Here is a 23,579-nt window from a genome sequence, read left to right as displayed (position 1 = left end):
TCTCCGATTCAGCTCAGTCCGACTGTGACGGCCCGGTCGTTGGCCCATGTCCCGACGTCCGGATCGTTGCCCTGGTAAGGCCCGTCACGCGAGCCGTCTTCGAAGTACAGCCACGTCCAGCAGGTCGACCACGCCTGGACCGAGGTGACCTTCTTGCGCATCGCGCTGCCGAGGTCGATCGTGTAGTCGACGTAGTTGTTCTTCGGGCACGGGCGGTCGACCCAGATGGTCAGCGAGTCGCCGGAGTAGTCGTAGCCTGTGAACAGCTTCGAGCCGATGACGTCGTTGGGGCCGCGGACGCTGTTGCTTCCGCTGCAGCTGTACCTGCCCGTGGTGTTTGAGAAGTGGCAGTGCGAGGCCGCTTGTGCCGGCGTCGCGGTGAGCAGTGCCGCGGCACCCGCCGCGATGACGCCGAGTGCGGCGGCTTTGCTGAGCCTTTTTGAAAATCCCACAACAACCTCCCTCGATGCGGCGAGTGCCGCTAAAACAAGGAATGATTTCCAGAAAACCAAGGTTTCGAGATTTGGTGACGCACCGAAAGCTTGCGTGCACTGTCGGTTGATCGTCTATCCACCATGTTCGGAAAAGGACCGTTTTGGGAACCAGCGATTCGCGCACAGGTTCCCCGGATGCGGGAACTCCGTTGAATTCGGATCCATTTCCGTTGGTTTCGGTGATGTCGCACGGGATTCGCCAGGTCTAATCGCGGTGATCCCGCACACACCCGGATGGAGGAGTGGTACGTGGACACGGCGGTCGCGACGTTGTCGCCGCAGGACAGCGCCCGACGGGTGCTGACGGTGTGCCTTGCCGCTCTGTCGCACGTGGACCACCCGGATGCCGAGATCGCGGCAGGTGTGCAGGAGATAGGTGCGTTGTGGGCGCGGTCAGGCGGCGCCGTGGACGACCTGCTGACCGTTCTGAACGCGATGGCGCGTGAGGTCGACGGCACCGGCACGCCGCGGTACGAAGCCTGCGGGCGGCTCGCGGTCGATCTGATGCGCGGATTCCGCCAGGACGCACCGGAGCCGGAGGAACTCGTGGGGCCCGCGGTGACGGTGGCCTTCCGGACCAAGGGGCCCGCTGACGTGGTGGCGGCTGCTTATCGGGGAGTACGGCGCTCCGGCATGACGTGCGTGGTGCAGGGCGATCGAGGCCACCTGCACCTGCCGTCGAGCAGTCAGGAAGAGGCGATGCGGGAGTGCCGGGACGTGGTCACCGGCTTGCCGGAGCACCAGATCCGGATGGCGGTCGTGCACGGCGCGGGATCGGACGACCTGGCGTGCGCGACACAGCTGCTCGGCATCGTCGGCGCGCTGGGGCTGCCGCCCGGTGTGTACCGCCGCGCCGACGTGCTGGTGGAACACGCGGTGGCCCGGTCGCCGGTGAGCTCCAGGGTGCTGCGGCGGCTGATCGCGCCCGTGATGGAGAGTCACTCGCTGCGGACGACCCTGGCCGCGCTCATCGCCGAGGGAGGGAACCGGTCCGGTGCGGCGGACCGGCTGATCATCCACCGCAGCACCATCGACTACCGGTTGACGCGCATCGAACAGCTGACCGGACAGTCTCCGCTCACGGTGAAGGGACTGCGCGTGCTCACGGCCGCGTACGCGCTGTGCGCCTGAGCGCATGCCCTCGCTCAGCACTCATCGGCGCCGTCAGACCCAGGCGCGGACCTGCTCGGGCCAGCGATCCGCAGGATCAGGGGCGTGCACGACCTCGTACATGGTGAGGGCGGCGGCCAGCGTCTGCAGTCCGTGGGCGATGTTCGGCGTGTGTCCGGTCAGCTGTTCGATGCGGCCCAGCCGGTAGTTCAGCGTGCTGCGGTGGATGTCCAGGGCGTTGGCCGCCTTGCTGCGGTTGCCGCCCGTGGCAGTGAGGGTTTCGAGCGTGGTGCGCAGCGACTGTTGGTGCACGACCGGGGCGATGAGCGAGAGCAGAGCCACCAGGGTCGACGTGTCCTGCATCAACGCGTACTCCACCACCACGTCCTCGACCCCGTACACGCCAGGTGGCTGGGCCAGGCTCGTGACGAGGTCGAGCACGACGCTCGCCTCGTGCCTGCCCTCCTCGACATCGGTGTTCGCCCGCCAGGCGACCGCGAGCCACACCGCGCCGGACAGGTGCTCGTGCAGCCGCAGTGCCAGATTCACGGCGTCCTGCTCGTCGTGGGCTGGGCCCAGCAAATAGCCGCCGCTGTCCAGGAGCAGGTGTACGAAGCCGGGCCGGCCGCACGCCCCCAGCGCGTCGTCGACACACCGGCCGAAGTCGCTGATGCCTGTGTGCCGGGAACGCGCGGCGATCACCGCGTAACCAGGTTCGGGCGGCACGTGCGCGCCCCACAGGAGGTTCGCGGCGGTCAGCTGCTGGTCTGCCGGGCGCGGCACGACGGGCGAGCAGCTGTGCCGGGCTCCGGTCAGCAGCTCCCGGATGACCGCTACGCCGGCACCGCGCAGGTTCGCGGCGAGCCGGGGTACGCCGCTGTCGTCGTCCGCACCGGTGATCACCGCCCTCACCGCTTCCCGGGTGAGGTCCTCGACCGCGAGCAGCAGCGGGGCGAGTGAACGGTGCGCTCGAGCCCAGTCCCGGCCGAGCTCGTGCGGCCCGGCGACGTCCGGAGCCGACACCGCGCCGGTCGCCCTGTACCGCTCCTGGGACGCCGACAGGACGGCGCGCAGTTCGTCCTGCCAGCCGGGCCAGGGGTGTGTCACCGCCGCCCTCGTCGTGCCTGCAGGACACCCGCGCCCACGGCGAGCGTCACGACCACCGCGAGGATGCCGCCGAGCCACGCCCACGTCTGCGGGCTCGTCGTTTTCGGGGCGGCCTGCTTCTGCGCGGCCGGTCCCGGCTTCGTCAGCGTGAACCGGAGCTGCCCGGTCAGCGGGGCCGGATCGCCGAGGCGGACCGCGTAGTCGACGACGTACTCGCCCTCGGGGCCGAGTGGCGACAGGACGGCCGTGACGACGTTGCCGTCGACGCCCAGCACACCGGAGCTCCACGGCGTGCCGTCGGGACCGGTGACGTTGACGACGTTGGCGCCACCATCACGGACCGGGCGGTCGAAGGTGAGTTTGACGGCCTCCGGTGCCCTGCTCACGCGTGCTCCCGCAGAGGGGGAGGAGGAGGTCAGCGCTCCGCCGGCCGAGGCGGGCGGAGAGAGGACGCACAGGCCGAACAGGGCGACCAGGACGATCGTGCCGAGCTTGTTCATCGCTGCTTCCTCCACCGGTTTCTGGCCAGCGCGAACGTGCCGAAACCGACCATGATCAGTACGGCGGCGCCGAGTGGCACCACCGCCAGCCAGGTCGGGGCCCGCGAGGCCGGGCCGGCCTGGCTGTGTCGGTGTCCTGCGCCCGACGGTTCGGCTAGCTCCACCACCGGCACGGGGTACCGCGGTTCGGTGTCGCCGGTCCGCTCCTCCGACCAGTCCGTCAGGCTGCCGTCGGCGTAGACCTGTTTCGTCGGGAACACGAGCTGGTCGACGTTCTCCGGCAACGGCGCGGCGGTGAAGGAGAAATCGTTGTAGTGCTCGTCACCGGGCGGGATCGCGGCACCGGCCAGCGCGGTCCAGATGATCGTGGTGACGGTGCCTCCCGCGACCCTGCCGATCTCGGCGCGCCACCCTGGGACCGGCCTGGTGCGCACCCTGGTGAGGTCGTAGTCAGGGGAGATCGTCACCTCGACGCGGACCGTGTTCTGTTCGCTCTCGTTGGGCACCCTGAGCACGATCGCGCCCTCACCGCCCTTCTCCGGCTGTTCGCCGTTGACGTGGGCGGTGACGTGCGCGGAGGCGACTCCGGTGCCGGCCAGCCCCGCCGCTGTCGCGACGAGCACCGCGAGACACCACCGCATCATCGGCCGACCGGCACCGTTGTCACCAGTCATGGGTTACTAGTTGTAGAGAGTGGTGGAGCGGAAGTTGCGGGAGTCGGGCGCAGTCCATCCGGTGCCCGCCCAATCGTTGAACCGGGTGTTGCCCTCGCACTTGCGGCCGGTGAAACTCGTGAACGACAGGTGGTGGCCGAAGCTGGCCGAGATGTTCGACCACTCGCGGGTCTGGCCGGGCTCGATGCCGGTGAGGCAGCGGTTCGTCCTGCTCTCGCGCAGGCTGCGGATCTGCTTGGTGTTGTTGGTGATCCGAATGCACGACTCGTTTGCCGGTGCGTTGCAGTTGGCCGCCTGGGCGGGTGCGCTCATGAGGGTGACTGTCGCGAGTGCCATCGTGCAGGCGGCTGCGAGTCCGAGCGTCCTCGTTCGAATCGAGTTCGACATCGATGTTTCCTTCATCTGGATTCGGTTGAAGGTCTCTATGTGATCGTGGCGGGTTTTTCTTCCCGGAAAACGGAAGTTAGAGCTTTTCGGAACAAGTTCCGCGACACCGGGACGGACCTAGAGCCGCAGCGCCGGTCTCCGCACCGCCGGCTGATCGGTCAACCTCAGCTCTTCCTCAAGTTCCTTTCGCTGAAAGGGGAAGACGCGGTATGAGAAGGGCATGCTGCTTCGAACAGGCATTGCTCTTCTGCTGAGCACGGCGTTGCTCAGCCCCGCCGCCCACGCCGATTCTCCTACCGCGCCAAGGGTTCCGGAGCAGACCGGATGGGGCGGAGCGGTGTCCAGTGTGGATCCGGACGCTTCCCAGGTGGGGATCGACGTGCTGCGGCGGGGCGGCAACGCTGTCGACGCCGCGGTGGCCACCGCGGCGGCGCTCGGCGTGACCGACCCGTTCTCCGCGGGAGTCGGCGGCGGAGGCTACTTCGTCTACTACGACGCACGAACAGGCCGGGTATCCACTCTGGACGGACGTGAGACCGCGCCGCACGCGGCGGACGAGAACCTGTTCGTGGAGAACGGCCGGCCGGTGCCGTTCGCCGAAGCCATGACCAGCGGCCTGGCGGTCGGTGTGCCCGGCACCCCCAGGACATGGCAGCAGGCGCTGCGCAAGTGGGGCACGATCGGTCTGCGCGAGGCGATGTCACCCGCGGAGACGCTGGCACGCCGCGGGTTCGTCGTCGACCAGACGTTCAACACGCAGATCGCCAACAACGCCACGCGGTTCGCCGACATCACCTCGACGCGTGACCTGTTCCTGCCCGGCGGCAAGCCTCCGGCGGTAGGCAGCGTCTTCCGCAATCCCGAGCTCGCCGACACCTACCGCGAGCTGGCGCGCACCGGGCTCGCGTCGCTGCACGGCGGCCCCATCGGACGCGATGTCGTGCGGACCGTGCAGCACCCGCCGGTCGCGCCCGGTGCGATCCGCAACGTGCGCCCCGGCCAGATGTCGCTGCTCGACCTGGCGCGCTACCGCGTCGAGGAGCCGGAACCCACCCACGTCAGCTACCGCGGCCTCGACGTGTACAGCATGGGACCGTCGTCGGGCGGAGGCACGACTGTCGGTGAGGCGCTGAACGTCCTCGAGTCGACGGATCTGGCGAAGGTGTCCGACGTCGAGCACCTGCACCGGTTCATCGAGTCCACGAAGCTGTCGTTCGCCGACCGCAACCGCTGGGTCGGTGACCCCAAGTTCTCGCAGGTTCCGACGAAGGAGCTGCTGTCGCAGCGTTTCGCGGACAGCCGCGCGTGCCTGATCAAGCCGGGCGCGGTGCTGCCCGCACCGCTGGCCGCGGGTGACCCGCGCGACCCGAAGCCGTGCGGCGCCGCGATCCAGGCCTCGCCGTCGCGCCAGGACGCGGAGAACACGACGCACCTCGTGGTCACCGACCGCTGGGGCAACGCGGTGAGCTACACCCTCACCATCGAGGCCGAGGGCGGCAGCGGCATCGTGGTGCCCGGTCGTGGCTTCCTGCTCAACAACGAGCTGACCGACTTCAACTTCGTCCCGGTCACGCCGGGCGTGCCGGACCCGAACCTGCCCGGCCCGGGCAAGCGGTCGCGCTCGTCGATGGCGCCGACCATCGTCCTCGACCGCGGTGAGCTGGCCTTCGTGGCCGGTTCCCCCGGTGGCGCGACGATCATCACCACGGTCACCCAGATCCTCACGCTGCACATCGACCGCAAGCTCTCCCTGCTCGACGCGATCAAGGCGCCGCGCGCGTCGCAGCGGAACGCGGCCGTGACACCGGCGGAGGCGGCGTTCATCGCCTCCGCGCAGGCGGCCGGGCTGAGCGGGATCGGCCACCAGTTCAGTCAGGTGGCCGACATCGGCGCGGCGACTGCGATCGAACGCCTCCCCGGCGGCGGCTGGCGCGCACTCGCCGAGCCGACCCGGCGGGGCGGCGGGGCGGCCCGCGTGGTTCGGACGGGCTGACCCGGCCGACTCATCCGTAGCACTGCGGCCCATCGGAACTCTTCCGGTGGGCCGCAGTGTCGTGAGTGGACATGGCCGCGAGATCAGCTGACGGGACGGACGCCGTCGTGAGCCGCAACCCGGTGAGCGGACGTCCGCGAGATCAGCCGGTTGAACGAAAAGGCCGAAGGGCGCTTCCCCGACCACCGCAGGTCCGGGGGCGCCCTTCGACGCGAGGGCCGCGAGGGCTCAGCCGACGGCGCAGGCACGCCCGTTGAGGCTGAAGGCACTGGGAGCGGGGTTGTTCCTGCCGTTCGTGGCGGTGAACCCGATCAGCAGCGACCCACCCGGCGGGATCGTGGGGTTGTAGCCGACGTTCCAGGCGTTCACCGAGCCACCGGACTGGTTGTACGACGCGTTCCACATTTCCTTGACGGTCTGACCCGAGCCGAACCACCAGTTCAGCCTCCAGCCGTTGACGGCGGCCGAGCCGGTGTTGGCGATGGTCACGTCGGTGCGGAAGCTGCCGTTCCACTGGTTCGTGACCCGGTAGGACACCCGGCAGCCGTAGGTGGGCGCGGGGGGAGCCGGGGGAGCAGGCGGCGGCGGTGCGGGGACGGCGGCCGGCGGCTGGGGCTTCGGTTTCGGCTTCACCGGCGTATTGGGTGCCGGCAGGGCCTCCGCCGCCGGTGGTGCAGGTGGCGGCGTCGTGGTCGGCTCGGTCGTCGTGGTCGTGGTCGCGGCGGCGCCGGGCACGGCGTGGCAGGGAGGTCCCCACAGGCCGAGGTTGCCGCTGGCCGCGTTCTGCTCGGCCTGCTTGAACGCCGGGTAGTCCGCGGAGTCCGTGCGCATCACGCCCGCGCCGACGGCGAGCAGCGCGTAGTCGGTGCCGTTCGGCAGCCACAGCGGCGACGCGTCCGGTGTGGACTTGGTGATGTGGACCTTCTTGCCGAGCAACGTCGTGCTCGCGAAGGTCGTGCCGGACTCCGCCCAGCACGCGCCCGGCTCGGCGAGTCCGGTGATGCGGAGCTGGGAGCCGTCGGTCAGCAGCACCGTCCTGCTGTCCTTCACCTCCTGCACCGTCACCTCGATCGCGCCCTCCGGCATCGGCGCGAGCGAGCTCGCCGCGGATCGCGGTACCGGCACCTGGTCAGAGCTGGTGCATCCGGCCGCGAGCGCCGAGACGGCCAGGGTGGCGATGGTGAGCTGAGGTCGCCTCATGCTCAGAAACTAGATGGCGCACCTTGTTACCAGCGCCGACTTCCGGAGTACCCGGAAAACTCTCGGAATCTTTCGGCCCGTTCACCGCACGCGCGTGGCGAGCGACGACGCCGCCAGTCCGAGCGCGATGAGTCCCGCGGCGGGGAACAGCACGGTCCACGGCGCGCGTTCGACGTACGGCATTCCCTCGGCGATCAGCAGGCCCCACTCCGGGTCCGGCGGCTGGGCGCCGAGCCCGAGGTATCCCAGCGTCGCCAACGCCAGCGCCACCGCGGGCAGCCGCACACAGGCGTTGCGCACGACCGCGGGCACGATCGCGGGGAGCACGTGTCTCGTGGTGAGGTGCCAGGGGGACGCGCCGAGCGCCCGGGACGCGGTGAGATAGGTGCTGGCGCGTTGTTCGGCCGCCAGCGACCGCGCGTGCCCGGCGAGGGGGGCCCAGCCGGTGACGACGACCGCCGCGACCGCGCCCGCCCACCCCGGCCCTGCCGCGGCCGCGACGACGAGTGCGACCACCACGGGTGGGAGTGCGTTCATGAGTGCGGAGACGGTGGACGTACGGTTCGCCGCCAGCCCGACCATCACGCCGATGACAGCGGTCGTCGCGGTCACCGCGAGCGCGAGCAGGGCGGTGTTCACGGCGCCGTGGCTCAACCTGGCCAGCATGTCGCGGCCCACCGCGTCGGTGCCCATCGGGTGCGTCAGTGACGGTGACAGCAGCCGGTGCGTCAGGTCGATCGCGAGCGGGTCGCGCAGCAGCCCGTACCCGATCACGATTCCGGCCGCCGCCGTCGCACAGATCCAGACCCACGTGCGTGCCGGCGGCCGGGGCGCGGGCGGTGCCGCTGTGAGTGCCGCGGCTGTGGCGGCACGACCGAGCAGCAGTCGGCGGGCAGGCCCGCCGATCCCGCTCGTGACCACCCCGACCGCGAGGATCGTCAGGACGCAGGCCTGCACGACGGGAACGTCCTGCGCGATGGCACCGTTGATCGCGAGCCGGCCGATGCCCGGCACCGCGAACGCCACCTCCACCGCGGCCGCACCGCCGAAGAGTCCCGCGAAGAGCAGGCCGAGCTGCTGGGCCACCACGGACGCGGCCCTGCGCAGCACCGCGAGACCGATCACGCGTCGGCGCAGGCCCGCCGCGGTCCACGCCCGCAGCCACTGCTCGCTCGCCGCGTCCCGGATGGCGTCGCGGGCCACCACGCCGAGCACGGCGCCCGCGGGAATGCCGAGCGCGACCGCGGGGAGCACCGCGTTGCCGAGGTCGTTCCACCCCGACGTGGGCAGCCACCCCAGCCGCACGGCGAACACCACGACGAACAGTGCGCCGAGGACGAACTCGGGCATGCCGGCGAGCACCGCGGCGACACCGTTGCCGCTGTCGTCGCGGCGGCCGTTCACCGTCCGCACGAGGGTGCGTGCCATGAGCAGCGCCATGACGGCGGCGGCGACCAGCACGGCGAACGCGGTGAGCGTGGCGGACACGCCGAGCGAGTCCGCCACCCGTGCGCCGACCGGTTCGCCGGAGACCCAGGACCGTCCGAAGTCGCCGTGCACCAAGCCTTCTAGCCACCGGCGCAGCAGGCCGGCGGGGCCCGCGTCGAGCCCGAGTTCCCGGCGGACGGAGGCCAGCGCCTCCACGTCGGCCTCGCGTTCGGCCGACCTGGCACGCAGCACGGTCAGCGCCGGGTCCCTGCCCGAGATCAGCGGCAACAGACCGATCACCGCGGCGACGGCGGTGACTACTACGGCGACGACGGACGAACGGCCGACTGCGGAAGTGAGGCGCCCGATCATCCTCGAGTCGTCGACCGGGTCACGAGGCGGCGTTCGTACGGGTCGTCGCTGATCTCGCGGACGGTACTGGCGTGCCCGATGAAGGCGCGCTCGTGCACCAGAGGCACCGCCGCGAAGGTCGCGAGCACCTCCCCCTGCGCGTCGAGCGTCGCCTGTTCACGGGTGGGGACGTCGGTCGCGGCGACCGCCTTGGCGATGGCCGCGTCGACGTCGGCCGAACACAGCTTCGACAGGTTGTTGTCGCCCGCGCAGCTGAAGTCGGACTCGAGGTACCCGGCGAGGTCACCGCTGTCGAGCGCGTAGGAGCGGGACATGATCACGGCGTCGAACCGTCCGGCGAGCACGTCGGCTTCCAGCTGGCTGTACTGCTTGACGACCTGCTCGACCTGAAACCCCTTGCTCCGCCAGGCTTCCGCGATGACGGACGCGACCTCGGGCAGTTCTGGCCGGTCGCTGATGGTCGCCAGCACGACCCATTCGCCGTTCCCCGCGCGGTCGGTGACCGGCAGTGCCGCAGGAGCCTTGGCCCACGGCGTCGCCGGGCCGAAAAGACCGCGGGCGGCGTCCGCGTGGGACTCGTAGACGCCGGTGGCGAGTGCGTTCTGGTCGACCGCGCTGCGGGCGATGTCGCGCAGCGCGGGGTCGGTGAACGTGCCCTTCGTGGTGTTCAGCGACAGCGACACGACCCTGGGCAGCGGTACTTCGATGTGCTGCAGGTTCTCGGCTGTGGACACCGGCAGCGTCGTCGCCACGTCGACCTCGCCCGCGCGCAGCGCCGCGGTGCGGGTCTGTCCGTCCGGGATGAACCGTACGTCCACTCCGGACAACAGGGGCGCGCCTGCCCAGTGCTCGGGGTAGGCGCCGAGCGTCGCGCTCTCCTCACCCTTGAGTTCCTGCAGTACGAACGGGCCGGTGCCGGCGTTGCGCGGGTTCGCGCCCGTGGCGGTGTAGGCCTCCGGAGCGAGCACGACGAGGTTCGGTGAGGACAGCCGCTGCGGCACGATCGGGTCCGGCTTGGCGGTCGTCACGGTGAGGTCCAGCTCGCCGCCGGCTTTCGCGACGATGTTCAGGCCCTTGATCGCTCGAGGTACCGGGCTGGCCTGTGCCGAGCGGTTCAGCGCGTCTGCCGCGGCCTGCGCGGTGAACGGGGTGCCGTTGTGGAAGCGGACCCCGGTGCGGAGGTGGAAGTTCCACTCCGTGTCCGACTGCCGCGTCCAGCTCTCCGCGAGCTGCGGTTCCGGCCGGCCGGAGCGGTCGAGCCCGACCAGCGACTCGGCGATGCCCAGCTTGGTGAGCAGCAGACCGTCGTTGCTCCACGGCGACATCGCCTGGGCGGGCGGGAACGGCAACGCCACGTGCAACCGTTGCGGCCCTTGGCTGGCCGCACCCGTGAAGCACCCTGCGGTCAGTCCGCACACCGCGAGCAGCGTGGTGGCGAGAAGCCCCCGTCGTGTTCTCATTACCGGCCTTTCGGTGTTTCGCTGATCGCGCCGGAGCGCGTGAGGACGGTGAGCACGCAGGCCCCCGCCAGGGGAAGAAGTGCGAGCACGATCCAGGCGATGCGCCCGTGTTCGAGCAGGGCGCCGCTGACGGTGCTGCCGACCAGCACGGCCACGCCACCAGCGGAAGCCAGCACACCGAAGTAGGTGCCGAGCCTGCGTTCGCCCGCGAGCGTCGGCACGAGCGCCTTCGCCTGTGGCACAGCGAGCATCTCGCCGAGGACGAGCAGCACGACGAAGGCGACGGCTCCGGTCGTGCCGGGCGGGCGCAGCGCGACCACGGCGAAGGCGAGTCCCATGAGGACGAACCCGCTGACGAGCGCACCGGACCTGCCGAGCAGCCTGCGGCCCAGGGCGGCCACGGGCAGCTGGCCGACGATCATGAGCGTGGAGGCGAGCGCGAACAGCAGCCCGAGCGTCCTCTCGTCCGCACCGACGCGGTTCAGCTCGGCCGGCAGCGCGAGGTAGAGCTGGTTGTAGGACACCAGGAACGCGGAGTAGCCGCCGGCGAAGACCAGGAAGACCTTGTTGCGCAGCACCTCGCGCCAGCCCTCCAGCACTGGTTCACCGCGGTGCTCGGCGGGCAGGCGGGGCAGCAGACACGCGTGCATGATGCCGATCGCGGTGAACAGCGCCGCGCCCACGAGGCAGGCGATGCGGAACTGACCGGCCAGCACCACGCCGAGCAACGGGCCGGTGACCGCGCCGATCTCGCCGGACACCGTGAGCAATGCGAACGTGTCGGCACGCCGGTCCGGCTCGGCCTCGCGGGCCAGGGACGCCTCCACGGCAGGGGAGAACAACGCCCCCGCCAAGCCGATGAGCACCACGCCGCCCAGTACTCCCGGCAGTGACGACGCGAACGCGAGCACGGCGAACCCGGCCACTCGCACCGCACAGCCGGCGAGGATGAGGGGCTTCGGCCCGAACCGGTCGGCGAGCGTGCCGCCGACGACGAACAGGCCCTGCTGACTGAACGTCCGCAGCCCCAGCACCAGCCCGACCACCCAGCCGGTGAGCCCCAGGTCACCGGCCAGGTGCCCGGCCAGGTAGGGCACGACGAGGTAGAAGCCGATGTTGAACAACAACTGACTGACGACGAGCAGGCGTGCCACCGGACTGAGCGAGCCCAGCCGCCTCAGCGCCTGCCCGCGCTCACGTACCGCCCCCACAACGCACTCCGCTCAGTTCTTCGACCGCCGAGCGGCAACGTTAGGTGGAAATGAACCTTAGCCGACCCTTGCCGGAAGAACGCGACTCGTTTTCCTCGTTCTTCGGATATTGCGCGGAGAGATGGAGCACATATTGCGAAATCGCTATTGTTGAATACGTGGATCGCTGTCGAACGCGGCGCCATGTTCGACAGGTGGTGTCGAACATGGCGAAACACCGCCGCCGCGGGCTGCTTCGCTTGACTGTGCGGAAGGGTGCGTGCGAGCTTTCACGTCAACACGGTCTGTGCTGCAGAGCACTCCGCAAAAGCTTGTGTCGAAGCGCTTCGATTTGCGCTCACCGTCTCTGTGGGAGAAAAGATGACAGGCGACGACACCGCGTTGTGGTTTCGCGCGCCCGCCTCGGTGTGGGAGGAGGCGCTGCCGCTCGGCACCGGCCGGCTGGGAGCGATGGCGTTCGGCGGCGTGCGGAGCGAGCTGCTGCAGCTCAACGACGACCGGTTGTGGTCGGGGTCGCCCGTGCCGCCCGCACCGGGAGATCCAGCCGTCATCGAGCAGGCCCGGCGGCTCACGCTGGCAGGTGACGCCGTGGGTGCCGAGGAACTGCTGAAGACCGTGCAGGGGCCTGACACCGCCCGCTACCTCCCGCTCGCAGATCTGCGCCTCGACCTGCGGGTCGGGGAGGACGCCGCGGCCGTGGAGGCCTACCGGCGCCGGCTCGACCTGCGCACCGGCGTGTACGCGGTCACCTACCGTGTTGGGGAAGTCGGCGTGCTGCGGGAGGCCGTGTGCCATCCCGGTCTGCACGTGCTGGCGTGGCGAGTGCAGACCGACCGCCCCGCTGAGATCGGTCTGGCGATGGCGCTCGACAACGCCCTGGGGGCCAGCGGGTTCGCCGACGGCCACGTGGTCGGGCTCTCGGGCACGGTGGAAATGGCCTACGCGGCCGCGGTTGCCGTGGAGCGGGACGGCCAGGACGCGGTGACCGTCTACGTGGCGACCGAGGCCGGCCACCGCGGCGCGGAAGTCGAACCGGAGCGCGATCCGGCCGAGTGCGTCCGGCTCGCCACCAGCCGCGTCGAACAGGCGCGGGAGCTCGGCTGGCACCGGCTGCGGGAGGAATCCGTCGCCGCGCACCGGAAACTGTTCGACCGCGTCCGTCTCGACCTCGGCTCCGCACCCGGCCTCCCGACCGACGAACGGATCGCGGCCCCTGATCCGGCCCTGGCCGCGCTGCTGTTCCAGTTCGGCCGCTACCTGCTGATCACCAGCTCGCGGCCCGGCACGTTGCCCGCGAACCTGCAGGGCGTGTGGAACCCGCACGTCGACCCGCCGTGGCGCGGCAACTACACCCTCAACATCAACCTGCAGATGAACTACTGGCCCGCCGAGGTGGCCGGGCTGCCGGAGTGCTCCGAACCGCTGCTGGACTTCGTCGAACAGCTTGCCGCGCAAGGCGAACACGTCGCACGGAACCTGTACGGGGCGCCGGGCTGGGTGGCTCACCACAACAGCGACCCGTGGTGCCTCGCCACCCCGGTCGGCGCCGGGACGGGCGACCCGGCGTGGTCGAACTGGCCGATGGCGGCGGCGTGGCTGAGCCTGCACCTCTGGGAGCACTTCGAGTTCGGCGGGGATCTCGACCGGTTGCGCGAGCGGACGTGGCCGGTGCTGCGGGGCGCCGCCGAGTTCTGCGCGGCCTGGCTCGTCGAGCACGACGGGGTGCTGACCACGGCGCCGTCGACGTCACCGGAGAACCACTACCTCGACAGCGCCGGGCGGCCCGTCGCGGTGGGCATCGGGTCCACAATGGACATCGCGCTCATGGTGGAGCTCTTCGGTTGTGTCGTGACGGCCGCCGAAGCGCTCGGACTCGGCGATGACGACGACGTGGTGGCGCGGGCGCGAGACCTGCTGCGCCGGTTGCCCGCGCCGCCGATCGGCAGCCGTGGCCAGCTGCTGGAGTGGGCGGCCGAGCTGCCGGACGCCGAGCCGGCGCACCGGCACGTGTCCCACCTCGTCGGCCTGTACCCAGGACGGCAGATCGACCCGCAACGCACGCCGCCACTCGCGGCGGCGGCCAGGCAGGCGCTGATCGACCGGGGTGACGCGGGCACGGGCTGGTCGCTGGCATGGAAAACGGCACTGTGGGCGCGGCTGGGTGACGGCGGCCGCGCCGAGGAGCTGCTGGCGATGTTCCTCGCCGACGTCACGGCGGACGGCGCGCACGGCGGCGGTGTGTACCGCAACCTCTTCTGCGCCCATCCGCCGTTCCAGATCGACGGCAACTTCGGCATCACGGCGGCGATCGCCGAGATGCTGTTGCAGAGCCACGCGGGCGAGCTGCGACTGCTCCCCGCGTTGCCTTCCTCGTGGCGGCGCGGCTCGGTGCTGGGCCTGCGTGCCCGTGGTGGTCTCACCGTCGACCTGACCTGGGACGACGGTGAGCTGACCGCGGCGGCGGTGCACGGCGAAGGCTCGCCGCGGACGGTCGCGGTGCGGTACCGCGACCGCCGGGTGCGACTCGAGATGCGGCCGGGAGTGCGGCACGTGTTCGACGGTGGACTGGCGGAGGTGTCCACCTGATCAGACGCGGGTGCAGCCGAACCCGTTGAGGCTGAACGCACGGGGGTCGGAGTTGGTGTTGTCGCTGGAAGCGGTGAACCCCATCAGCACCGAACCGCCCTGGGCGATCGTCTGGTTGTACGACACGGCGGTCGCGGAGACGTCCGCACCCGACTGCTGCATCGTCGCGTTCCACATCTCCGACACCTTCTGCCCGTTGGCGAACTTCCACCGCAACGTCCAGCCGCCGGTGATATCGGTGGTGCCGGTGTTGCGGATGGTCACGTCGGTGCGGAACCCGCCGGGCCACGTGTGCGTGACGCGGTACTCGACGGAACAACCGGTGACCGCCTTGGGGGCGGGCGGGACCGCGGTGCCGGTGCTGGCCGGCGGTGGCGGTGCGGCCGCCGGTGGCGGTGCGGCGGTGTTCGACTGCACGCAGGGCGGCCCCCACCGGCCGAGTTGCTTGGCCGCCGCGGACTGTTCCGCCTCCGTCAGCGCCCGGTCGTCGGCCGCGTCGCCGCGCACCATGCCGAGTTCGACGGCGAGCATCGCGTAGTCCGTGCCGTCCGCCAGCCGCAGGGATCCCTCCGGTGTCGGTTCCACCGGCTTTTCCAGCAGCATGGTCTTCGCGAAGGCGGTGGACGCCTCGGTCCAGCACGTGTCGGGCGCGGCGAGCCCTGCGACCTTGATCTCCGTGCCGTCCCAGAGCCTGACCGTCCGCACGTCGACGACGCTCTGGACGGTCGTGGCCCGGGTTGCCTTGGTGGGGGGCTCGATGATCGAGGGGACCCACGCCGGCGTGCTCGAAGGCGCGGGTGAGGCCTGCTCGCCCTCACCTCCACACGCGGTCGCCGCGCTGGTCAGGAGCACGGCGGCAACCAGAAACCATCTGACAGAGCTCGTCCTCAAGGGGACCGGTAGTCGTCTCATCGTTCCTCTGCAGCAAAGCGACGTCGGCGATCGAGCCAAGGGGAGTTCGGCCGAACGGCTGATCGGATTTCAGAGGCTACGATGCTTACGCCGAATGCGGAAGAAGTTCCGCGCAATCGGCATAGTGCGCTGGGCGGCGGTCGAATCGAATTCTGTCGAATGTCGGAGCTTGGTCAGCGGGTGGCGGTGCTGCCGTGGTCGATGAGCCGCAGCTGGAGCAGGCGCACCTCCGGCCCGAGCTCTCGCACCAGACGCGTCGTCGCCATCTCGACCGCGACCGCGCCCAGCCGCCTTGGTCAGCAGCAGCGTGACGATCTTCATGCATGGCCGTCGCCTGCCTGGTTCGGCTGCGGAATGAACCGCACGATGGCAGAAAGGCACGTTCGAGCCGGCTGGTGGCTCCAACGTGCCTTTCGGTCCAAGCGGGGCAGAGTGCGCCGTCAGTTGCTGTAGCACGTCCAGAACTGGTGCCAATTCGTGCCCCCGTTCGCTTGGAGCCCGTAAAACGCGCCAGGCTTGATCTCGCGCGCCCGGTACCCGTACTTCTTGAAGCACGCCGCGTCGGCGGCCGGTCGGGTCTCGTCCTGTGCGGCGCTCTGCGAGGGGAACCTGTCGCCGTGGTACCTGAGCGTGGTCTTGATCGAGAAGCTGGCGGCGCTCGCGGGCGACACCCCGAGAACGAGCCCGGCGCTCAGGGCGAGGGTGAGCGCGATTCCTGTCGTTCGCACGGTCCTGTGGAATTTTGCGCGCATGGCTGCCTCCGGTGGGTACGTCGTTGAATGTTTGACGACCATCGCCGGTGAGCCCTCCTTCCCGCAAGGAGTGCGCAACATCTTCGGGGTTTTTCGGAGGTGTTCCCAGGCGCCGGAAGACTTTCCTGATTGCTCGCAATGTGTCGTGGCCTGATCGGGTTCTTCCTATTCTGCGAACTGGGAATGTTCGGCTGCGAAAGGTGTGGAAAATGGATCGCAAAATCGCGTGGCTCGCGGGTGCGGTGACAGCGGTCGCGGTGTCGGCGGGCACGCTGGCGCTGACCGCGGGTCCGGCTGCCGCCGCGGGTTGCTCGGCGCCGGCAGGAAAGTCGTGCGTGGCCGTTCGTTACGAGGTGGCGCACGTCAAGAGCGTCCGAGTCAACGGGCGGTGCCTGATCGGCGGCTCGGGCCAGCATCCCGGTGTGATCATCGACCAGCTGGGCTGGCCTGATGTGCAGACCTACGGCGGCACCAGGTGTGAGGGTCACACCCACAACTCCGCCATCGTGCACCCGGGCAAGGAAGACCGCCACGGCTACCGCTGGATCACGATCTCCGATTACGAGAACTGAGTTCTGAGAAAGCCTGTCCGGTGTCGCGGTGAAGGACTCCTTCACCGCGACACGCTGTCACGGCGTGGGCCGAGGTCATGCTTCCCTCTGTGCTTCGCGGTCAGTCGGTGGTCCGATGTGGACGGTCTGATGCCGCGGTCAGGTCGGGATGCCGCCGCGGTTGATCGCGGGCACCTCGATGCCGAGCGACCGCAGCTGGTTGAACGGGTTCATGAACTCGCGCTGGCGGACGATGCGTCCGTTGTCGAAGTCGAACGAGTGCAGGAAGTGGTTGCGGTAGAAGCCTGGCGCGTAACCGGGGTAGTTGATCTCCCCCTCGCCGTCGCACTCGGCCCAGAACCGGTCGGGGTACTGCGTCTCGAAGATCTCGATGTTGAACCACTTCCAGTCGGGGAACATCCGCAACGACCACTCGCCGTGCGCCTTCAGCTTCTCGTGGCCCTGCGACACGATCGGCTCGGTGGTGTCGGCCGTGTAGAGCCCGGCGCTGCCGTCCTCGGTGAACAGCAGGTACCTGGAGAGCCTGTTCTCACCGAAGCGGCTGAGGTAGTCCTCGACCACCGCGCGATTGTGCTGCCTCTGCTCGACTCCGTCTGCGAACGTCATGCCCGGAACCGTCGCCGCACGAGGGCTTTCGCGTCAAGCAGGTGTCCAAGTGGGACGCTCGGCAGTTGGACACGCGCTTCCGGCGCGACAGGTGCGGTCTCTACGCTGGGGAGCATGCACGAGTACGTGGTGGTCGACGTCTTCACCGAAACCCCGCTGCGGGGCAACCCGGTCGCGGTCTTCCTGGACGCGGCCGACCTGCCCGCCGAGCGGATGCAGGAGATCGCGCGCGAGCTCAACCTCTCGGAGACGACGTTCGTCTCGCCTCCGCGCCACGACGGTGATGTGCGGGTCCGCATCTTCACGCCCGTCAACGAACTGCCGTTCGCCGGCCACCCCACCCTGGGCACCGCGATCGCACTGGGCGAGTCGGTGCCGGGCGACCTGCTGCGGATGGAAACGGACATGGGCACGATCCCGTTCCGGCTCTGCCGCGTCGGCGGCCGCGTCGTCTCGGCGCGGATGCGGCAGCCGAACCCGACGTGGGAACCGTACGAGCAGACGGACCACCTGCTTGCGGCACTGGGACTTGCTGAGTCGGCGCTGCCGGTCGAGGTCTACCGCAACGGGCCCAGGCACGTCTTCGTCGGGCTACCGGACATTCCCGCGCTGTCGCGGGTCGTGCCGGACCAGCGCGCACTGGCCGAGCACCTCGACGTCGCGGTCAACTGCTTCGCGGGCTCCGGTACGCAGTGGCGCACCAGGATGTTCTCGCCGGCCTACGGGGTGACCGAGGACGCGGCGACGGGGTCGGCCGCCGGCCCACTGGCCGTGCACCTCATCCGGCACGGTCTGCTGCAGTCCGGTGACGAGATCGAGATCCGGCAAGGTGTCGAGATGGGGCGGCCCTCCACGATGCACGCCGTCGCGCGCGGCTCGCGTGACGTGATCGACGTCGTCGAGGTCGCCGGATCGGCGGTCGTGGTGGCCAAGGGCGTCTTCTACGTGTGAGGCGGCCGCTTCGTGACGGAGCCCGCCAGGAGAGTAGCCCCTGGGCCTCCTGTCACGGCTGGAGCCGCTCGGCGGTCCAGCCCTGCTCGTTCCGGCGGTAGTACAGCCGCCGGTACAGCGCGTCCGGGCTGCTCTGCCAGAACTCCACTTCGGACACCACGAGCTCGTAAGCGACCCAGGTCGCCGGCCGGACCAGCGGAGTGTCGATCGCGGTGAGCAGCAGGGCCTCCTGGAGCAGTTCGTGCTCGTGTGTGAGAGGGCTGCTCTGCCTGGTCGCGATCGACATGGCGTTGGACGACATCGGGCGCGACGACCACAGTTCGTCGGCGACGGCGGCGTCCGCGAGTTCGGCGACGCCGCCGAGCGTCACCTGCTGGTTGGTCTCCCGCCAGTACAGCACGCCCGACCACCGGCCGGTCTCGTCGATCTCCCTGCCCTTGCGGCTGATGGAGTGGGTGGCGAAGAGCAGGCCGCGGTCGGTGATCCGGCTGACCTGCATCATGCGGCTGGACGGGATGCCGTCCGCCGCGACCGTGGCCAGTGCGGTCGCGCCGGGTTCGCGGACGCCGTGCGCGACAGCCTGGGCGAACCAGCTCCGCAGCAGCGCCACGGGATCGGCCGGCGGAAGGGTGAACTCGGCGCCGATGTCCGTGTACCGCGCGTTCACTGCCATGGTGCCGCTCCTCCGGGCCCGCTGACGAAGGCCTCCACGTCGAAGGTGAGCCGCGTCGACGCGGGACCACCGATGAGCTCCGCCGCCCGGTTGGGCGGCAGGGCCTGCCGTGCGGCGTCCTCGGACTCGAAGACCATCACCGCGCCCCACCGGGATCCGTTGGAGATCCAGAACTTCGCGACGAGGCCGGGCATCTCGGCCCAGGCCTGTACGCCTTCCCGCCGCAGGCAGTCTCGCAGCGACGCGACGTCGATCGTGCCGCTGTCCAGGTCCCACCACGCGATCACGGTCTTCACGACGCCTTCACCTTCGGTACCGGCAGCACGGACGTGAGCAGCCTGCCCAGGATGGCGGGGCCGTCGGAGGTCAGCACGGACTCGGGGTGGAACTGCACCGACGCGAACCCGTTGCCGCGCAACGCGTGCACCTCGCCGGTTGCCGGGTCGCGGCTGACCTCGACCGGGCCGGTGGCGTGGTGTGCCAGGTCGCGGCTGCTCTGCGCGGAGAAGGTGTTGTAGAAGCCGACCACCTCCGCGCGCCCGAACAACGAGATCGACCGCTGCACGCCCTGGTTCGGGACGTCGCGCTGGGTCAGCTCCAGCCCGAGCACCCGGCACAGCACCTGGTGGCTCAGGCAGACCGCGAGGAAGGGCTTCCCCTGCCGCAGCAACGACTGCGCGGCATCACGCAGGTGGGCGATCTTCGGGTCGGCGGTTTCGCGCGGGTCACCCGGTCCCGGCCCGAGCACGACGACGTCGTGCTCGGCGAGCGAGTACTCCTCGTCGAACCGGCGGACCGTGACCTTCAGTCCCAGCGAACGCAGCTGCTGCGCGATCATGGATGTGAAGGTGTCCTCGGCGTCGATCACCAGCGCACGCCTGCCCGTCAGCGCGTCGTCGACACCTGGGCCGTGCCCGGCGAACCAGTAGGCGCCGAGCCGGGTGTTGCGCCGCTGCAAAGCCGCCTGCACCTCGGGGTGTTCCTGCCAGCGCACCGGGCGTTCGGTCAGGGCACCGAGGAGTGCGGCGAGCTTGGCGCGGGTCTCCGCCACCTCCGACACCGGGTCGGAATGGCGCACCAGCGTCGCGCCGACACCGATCTCGACCTCGCCCGCCGGGGTGATCGTGGCCGTGCGGATCAGGATGGCGGAGTCCATCATCTGCCTGCCGGCGGTGTCGCGGCCGACCAGCGCCACGACACCACCGTAGTAACCGCGACCGGTCTGTTCGTGCCTGGCGATGACGCGGCAGGCGTTCTCCACGGGGCTGCCGGTCACGGTGGGGGCGAACAGGGTCTCGCGCAGCACGTCCCGCACGTCACCGCGGGTGCGCCCCTCGATGAAGTACTCGGTGTGTGCGAGCCTGGCCATCTCCTTGAGCCGGGGACCGACCACCCGCACGCCGTCGCAGAAGCGCGACATCATCTTCAGTTCCTCGTCGAGCACCATGTAGAGCTCGTCGGTCTCCTTGGCGTCGGAGAGGAAGTCGAGCACGCCGGACAGCGTCGGTCCGGCCGGCGGGTACCGGTACGTGCCGCTGATCGGGTTCATCGTCGCGAGGCCGTCGTCCAGGCTGACGTGGCGTTCCGGTGTGGCGCCCACGAACGTGCGGTCGCCGGTGTGCACCAGGAAGGTCCAGTAGGCACCGGACTCCTGCTCGCACAGCCGGCGGAAGAACGTGAAGGCCTGCTGCTGGTCGTAGTCCTCGATCTCGGTCAGGAACGATCGCCTGATCACGAAGTTCGCCCCCTGGCCGCTGCCGATCTCCTCGGCCACTACCTGCCGGACCACGTCGGCGTAAGTGCTGTCGTCGATGTCGAACCGGTTGCCGGTCAGCGTGATCGGCACGTCCGGCAGCCGTTCGAGCGCGTCGGACTTGCGCAGCAGCGTGTGGTCGCGGATCCGCATCACGAGCAGCGGGGCGCCGTCGTCCACGCACTCCAGACCGCGTTCGGAGACCTGGCGGTGGGGAACCAGTGCAAGTGTCCGCGGACCGGCCGGCCATGGGTCGCCGACCTCGATCTCGGCCAGCGTCGCGACCTCGGACACCTCGCCGGTGAGGACCTCCAGCAGCGCCGGGCCTGTCGTGTGCGGCCGGTGCAGGAGTGCGAACGGCTGCCCGGGGTCCGCGAGCACCCGGTCCAGGCTGTCGGTCATCGCAGCACCTCCTGTGTTGTCAGTACGACGGCGCAGCACGACGCCGCGTACCGCAGTGCCATCCGGTGCCGCTCGGCCGAGAAGTCGGCGACGGCGTCGGCGACCAGGAACGTCTCGATGTCGTTGGTGAACGCCTCGACGGCAGTCATCAGCACGCCGATGTGGGCGTAGATCCCGCAGATCACGAGCTGGTCCCGGCCGGCCGCGCGCATGCGTTCTTGCAGATCGGTGCGAAAGAACGCGCTGTAGCGCCACTTCGTGAGCAGCCAGTCGTCCGTCCGCGGCGTCAGCGGTTCGACCACCTCGCGGTCGGCCGGGTCGACGCGCATGCCGGGACCCCAGAAGTCCTTCAGCAGGCCGCGGTCGGCGACGGACATGGAGCCGGGCTGGGCGGTGTAGGCGATGGGGACACCCTCGTCGCGACACCGGCCGAGAACCGTCGTGACGTTGTCCGTGAGCTGCCGCGCCGTGTCCGCGGGGAAGGGACGCACGAAGTAGCGCTGCATGTCGTGGATCAGCAGCACCGCGCGGTCCGGGTCGATCTTCCACGACGCCACGGACGCGGGCAACTCGTCCTGGCGGGGAAGCGCGTACGAGGCGATGGCGGGAATTCCTGTCATGCGGCACCTTCCGAGTCGAGTTCGGGGTCGAGCCGATCCGCGAGAACCTGCCACGCGGCGGCGCTCTGCCGGGCGAGCTCGGCGAGGCCGGGACGGCAGTGGGCGGGTACGTCACGCGTGATCCCGGTCCAGGTGGTCTGCGCGCGCAGGTGGATGGACAGCAGCCGCAGCAGCGTTCTGCCGTTGTGGTTCAGCCGCATCGACGGGTCGTCGCGCAGCCACCCCAGCAGGTCGGCGAGACCTCCCTTCCGCCGTGGCAGCGCCGTCGCCACCGGGCGTGTGCCGCCGCGCAGTTCGGTGCGCACCGAGCGGGCCGTCTCCGGGGAGATGCCGACCGCCTTGGCGACCTGACGCAGTGACAGGTGCGGGTGCTCGGCCATCAGGGCACGTGCGTGCGTCCGCCGTTGGGCGCTGTTGGTCGGCCGGACCCGGCCGTCGCGTCCCACTCTGGCACCGGCGTCCCCGCCGACCCTGCCGCGTACGCCGGCGACGGTCCTGGCCGACAGCCCGGTGAGCGAGCCGATCATCCGGTCCGACCAATGTGGACACTGCAGCACCATGCGTTCGGCTGCTGAGGTTCGGTCCGTCTCGTTCGGGTTCTCCACGGTTGTGCCTCCGGCGCGATCGAACGTAGTTGAATGCTTGAAAATCGGCGCTCCGCGCGCAATCCGCGCGGTGAGGAGGATTTCCCGCGAGCGGATGAATCGGGGAGTGGCAGTCCGAATCGTTCGGGATTAGTTCAGCGCACGAGTGTCCAGGGTGGACATTGGGTCAAACTCGGAGCACATGCAGGGAAGGGGAATGGACATGAGGACCGACTTGAAGGCCGCTCAGGAAGTGGTCGAGCTGATCACCGGCGGGTGGCGCGCCCAATGTCTGTACACAGCGGTCAAACTGGACATTCCGACGCTGGTCGAGGCCGGTCACCGCACCGACGAGGAACTGGCCGAGGTGACCGGTTCCGAAATCGATGGTGTTCATCGGCTGATGCGTCTGCTGGTCGCGTTGCGCGTGTTCGAAGGTGACGGCGAAACGGGCTATCGCAACACAGCCGTGAGCGAGCTTCTCAAAGTCGCTCCGAATTCCCTGCGGGACATGTGCTTGCTGTACGGCGAGGAGTTCTACACGGCGTGGGCCTTCGCCAAGGAATCGATCACCACCGTCACCGCGGGTTTCGAGTTCGCCTTCGGCGAACCGCTGTACCAGCACCTGGGCAACAACCCCGGGCTGTCGGAGCGTTTCCAGCTCGCGATGAAGGCGGGCAACCTCTTCTTCGACCACGTGCCGGACGCCATCGACGTGGCCGGCAAGACCTTCGTCGACGTCGGTGCCGGACCCGGCCAGCTGACCGCCGCGATCCTCGGCGCCGTGCCGGACGCCCGCGCCAAGGTGATGGATCGTCCGCACGTCATCGAGGTCGCCAGGGAGAACCTCGCCGCGAGCGTCGGGCTCGACCGGGTCGAGCTGGTCGGCGGCGACATGGTCGACGAGGTCCCTTCGGGTGGTGACGTCTACTTCCTGTGCCGGGTGCTCGCGGGCTGGAGCGACGAGGCTGTGGTGCGCGTGTTCGAGAACTGCGGCAAGGCGATGGCGGGGCCGGACTCCCGGCTGGTGATCCTGGACCGCGTCGTGGACGACGAGAACCCGACGATGCTGCCCTCGTTGTGGGACCTGCACCTGCTCATGACCAACGGCGGCCGGCACCGCAGTCTCGCCGACTACGTGACGTTGCTGGACCGGGCCGGGTTCACGGTGGAACGCGTCGCCGAGCTCCCGGCCGAGACCACCGCGATCGTCGCGGCCCGCTAGGCGGCCC

The 23,579-nt window shown here is 69.8% G+C and carries 23 protein-coding genes; 6 read left to right on the top strand and 17 right to left on the bottom strand.

Annotation, left to right across the window (positions count from 1 at the left end; genetic code table 11):
- Positions 1-8 precede the first annotated feature (8 nt).
- Positions 9-452: a hypothetical protein gene (locus OG205_RS16890; RefSeq protein WP_330277205.1), complete on the bottom strand. Its 444-nt coding sequence runs from the start codon at positions 450-452 to the stop codon at positions 9-11.
- A 291-nt stretch (positions 453-743) separates the two neighbouring features.
- On the opposite strand from OG205_RS16890, the gene OG205_RS16885 reads away from it, so the two are divergent.
- Positions 744-1,625 (top strand): helix-turn-helix domain-containing protein, encoded by an 882-nt coding sequence (locus OG205_RS16885; protein WP_330277204.1) that lies wholly within the window; start codon positions 744-746, stop codon positions 1,623-1,625.
- A gap of 33 nt (positions 1,626-1,658) precedes the next feature.
- Here the strand turns inward: OG205_RS16885 and OG205_RS16880 are convergent, their stop codons facing one another.
- From OG205_RS16880 to OG205_RS16865, 4 genes are read right to left on the bottom strand one after another with little or no spacing between them, the layout of a single operon-like run.
- Positions 1,659-2,711, bottom strand: a complete 1,053-nt coding sequence (locus OG205_RS16880; protein WP_330277203.1) for a PucR family transcriptional regulator — start codon at positions 2,709-2,711, stop codon at positions 1,659-1,661.
- Positions 2,708-3,211, bottom strand: a complete 504-nt coding sequence (locus tag OG205_RS16875; protein ID WP_330277202.1) for a copper resistance CopC family protein — start codon at positions 3,209-3,211, stop codon at positions 2,708-2,710. Before OG205_RS16875 ends, OG205_RS16880 begins: the two co-directional genes overlap by 4 nt.
- Entirely contained in the window at positions 3,208-3,885 is a 678-nt protein-coding gene (locus OG205_RS16870) for a YcnI family copper-binding membrane protein (protein ID WP_330277201.1), read from the bottom strand. Before OG205_RS16870 ends, OG205_RS16875 begins: the two co-directional genes overlap by 4 nt.
- Positions 3,886-3,891: 6 nt before the next feature.
- Entirely contained in the window at positions 3,892-4,197 is a 306-nt protein-coding gene (locus OG205_RS16865) for a hypothetical protein (protein WP_330277200.1), read from the bottom strand.
- A gap of 295 nt (positions 4,198-4,492) precedes the next feature.
- Between OG205_RS16865 and ggt the strand changes: the two genes are divergently transcribed.
- The gene (gene ggt / locus OG205_RS16860; RefSeq protein ID WP_330277199.1) at positions 4,493-6,265 is read left to right on the top strand and encodes a gamma-glutamyltransferase; all 1,773 of its coding nucleotides are present in this window, start codon (positions 4,493-4,495) and stop codon (positions 6,263-6,265) included.
- Between the two features lie 228 nt (positions 6,266-6,493).
- Here ggt and OG205_RS16855 read toward each other — a convergent pair whose 3' ends face one another.
- The 4 genes from OG205_RS16855 to OG205_RS16840 all read right to left on the bottom strand — a co-directional run bounded on the left by OG205_RS16855 (position 6,494) and on the right by OG205_RS16840 (position 11,936).
- Positions 6,494-7,465, bottom strand: coding sequence for a cellulose binding domain-containing protein (locus OG205_RS16855; protein WP_330277198.1), 972 nt, complete (start codon positions 7,463-7,465; stop codon positions 6,494-6,496).
- Between the two features lie 81 nt (positions 7,466-7,546).
- Positions 7,547-9,265, bottom strand: coding sequence for an ABC transporter permease subunit (locus OG205_RS16850; protein ID WP_330277197.1), 1,719 nt, complete (start codon positions 9,263-9,265; stop codon positions 7,547-7,549).
- On the bottom strand, positions 9,262-10,725 hold the full coding sequence (locus OG205_RS16845) for an ABC transporter substrate-binding protein (protein WP_330277196.1): 1,464 nt from the start codon (positions 10,723-10,725) through the stop codon (positions 9,262-9,264). Before OG205_RS16845 ends, OG205_RS16850 begins: the two co-directional genes overlap by 4 nt.
- Positions 10,725-11,936, bottom strand: a complete 1,212-nt coding sequence (locus tag OG205_RS16840) for an MDR family MFS transporter (RefSeq protein ID WP_330277195.1) — start codon at positions 11,934-11,936, stop codon at positions 10,725-10,727. Before OG205_RS16840 ends, OG205_RS16845 begins: the two co-directional genes overlap by 1 nt.
- A 360-nt stretch (positions 11,937-12,296) precedes the next feature.
- Here OG205_RS16840 and OG205_RS16835 point away from each other — a divergent pair, with 360 nt between their 5' ends.
- Positions 12,297-14,522 (top strand): glycoside hydrolase family 95 protein, encoded by a 2,226-nt coding sequence (locus tag OG205_RS16835; protein ID WP_330277194.1) that lies wholly within the window; start codon positions 12,297-12,299, stop codon positions 14,520-14,522.
- On the opposite strand, the gene OG205_RS16830 is transcribed toward OG205_RS16835, so the two are convergent.
- Both OG205_RS16830 and OG205_RS16825 read right to left on the bottom strand, forming a co-directional pair.
- The gene (locus OG205_RS16830; protein ID WP_330277193.1) at positions 14,523-15,374 is read right to left on the bottom strand and encodes a cellulose-binding domain-containing protein; all 852 of its coding nucleotides are present in this window, start codon (positions 15,372-15,374) and stop codon (positions 14,523-14,525) included.
- 500 nt (positions 15,375-15,874) lie between these two features.
- Entirely contained in the window at positions 15,875-16,162 is a 288-nt protein-coding gene (locus OG205_RS16825; RefSeq protein WP_330277192.1) for a hypothetical protein, read from the bottom strand.
- Between the two features lie 233 nt (positions 16,163-16,395).
- Here OG205_RS16825 and OG205_RS16820 point away from each other — a divergent pair, with 233 nt between their 5' ends.
- On the top strand, positions 16,396-16,758 hold the full coding sequence (locus tag OG205_RS16820) for a hypothetical protein (protein WP_330277191.1): 363 nt from the start codon (positions 16,396-16,398) through the stop codon (positions 16,756-16,758).
- Between the two features lie 138 nt (positions 16,759-16,896).
- Here the strand turns inward: OG205_RS16820 and OG205_RS16815 are convergent, their stop codons facing one another.
- Positions 16,897-17,364: a PhzA/PhzB family protein gene (locus tag OG205_RS16815; protein ID WP_330277190.1), complete on the bottom strand. Its 468-nt coding sequence runs from the start codon at positions 17,362-17,364 to the stop codon at positions 16,897-16,899.
- A 114-nt stretch (positions 17,365-17,478) separates the two neighbouring features.
- On the opposite strand from OG205_RS16815, the gene OG205_RS16810 reads away from it, so the two are divergent.
- Positions 17,479-18,315 (top strand): PhzF family phenazine biosynthesis protein, encoded by an 837-nt coding sequence (locus OG205_RS16810; RefSeq protein ID WP_330277189.1) that lies wholly within the window; start codon positions 17,479-17,481, stop codon positions 18,313-18,315.
- 52 nt (positions 18,316-18,367) lie between these two features.
- On the opposite strand, the gene OG205_RS16805 is transcribed toward OG205_RS16810, so the two are convergent.
- From OG205_RS16805 to OG205_RS16785, 5 genes are read right to left on the bottom strand one after another with little or no spacing between them, the layout of a single operon-like run.
- The gene (locus OG205_RS16805; RefSeq protein WP_330277188.1) at positions 18,368-18,988 is read right to left on the bottom strand and encodes a pyridoxal 5'-phosphate synthase; all 621 of its coding nucleotides are present in this window, start codon (positions 18,986-18,988) and stop codon (positions 18,368-18,370) included.
- Complete coding sequence (locus OG205_RS16800) at positions 18,979-19,284, bottom strand: hypothetical protein (protein WP_330277187.1); 306 nt, start codon at positions 19,282-19,284, stop codon at positions 18,979-18,981. The genes OG205_RS16805 and OG205_RS16800 overlap by 10 nt, the downstream gene beginning before the upstream one ends.
- On the bottom strand, positions 19,281-21,143 hold the full coding sequence (locus OG205_RS16795) for an anthranilate synthase family protein (protein ID WP_330277186.1): 1,863 nt from the start codon (positions 21,141-21,143) through the stop codon (positions 19,281-19,283). Before OG205_RS16795 ends, OG205_RS16800 begins: the two co-directional genes overlap by 4 nt.
- Positions 21,140-21,763, bottom strand: coding sequence for an isochorismatase family protein (locus OG205_RS16790; RefSeq protein WP_330277185.1), 624 nt, complete (start codon positions 21,761-21,763; stop codon positions 21,140-21,142). The genes OG205_RS16795 and OG205_RS16790 overlap by 4 nt, the downstream gene beginning before the upstream one ends.
- Positions 21,760-22,290 (bottom strand): hypothetical protein, encoded by a 531-nt coding sequence (locus OG205_RS16785; RefSeq protein ID WP_330277184.1) that lies wholly within the window; start codon positions 22,288-22,290, stop codon positions 21,760-21,762. Before OG205_RS16785 ends, OG205_RS16790 begins: the two co-directional genes overlap by 4 nt.
- A 280-nt stretch (positions 22,291-22,570) precedes the next feature.
- Here OG205_RS16785 and OG205_RS16780 point away from each other — a divergent pair, with 280 nt between their 5' ends.
- Positions 22,571-23,572, top strand: a complete 1,002-nt coding sequence (locus tag OG205_RS16780) for a methyltransferase (RefSeq protein WP_330277183.1) — start codon at positions 22,571-22,573, stop codon at positions 23,570-23,572.
- Positions 23,573-23,579: the final 7 nt, after the last annotated feature.

Origin of the sequence: Lentzea sp. NBC_00516 (assembly GCF_036346835.1) — a bacterium.
Taxonomy (GTDB): Bacteria; Actinomycetota; Actinomycetes; order Mycobacteriales; family Pseudonocardiaceae; genus Lentzea; species Lentzea sokolovensis.
The sequence above is the reverse complement of the archived record's forward strand: the minus strand, read 5'-3'. Positions and strand labels throughout refer to the sequence as shown.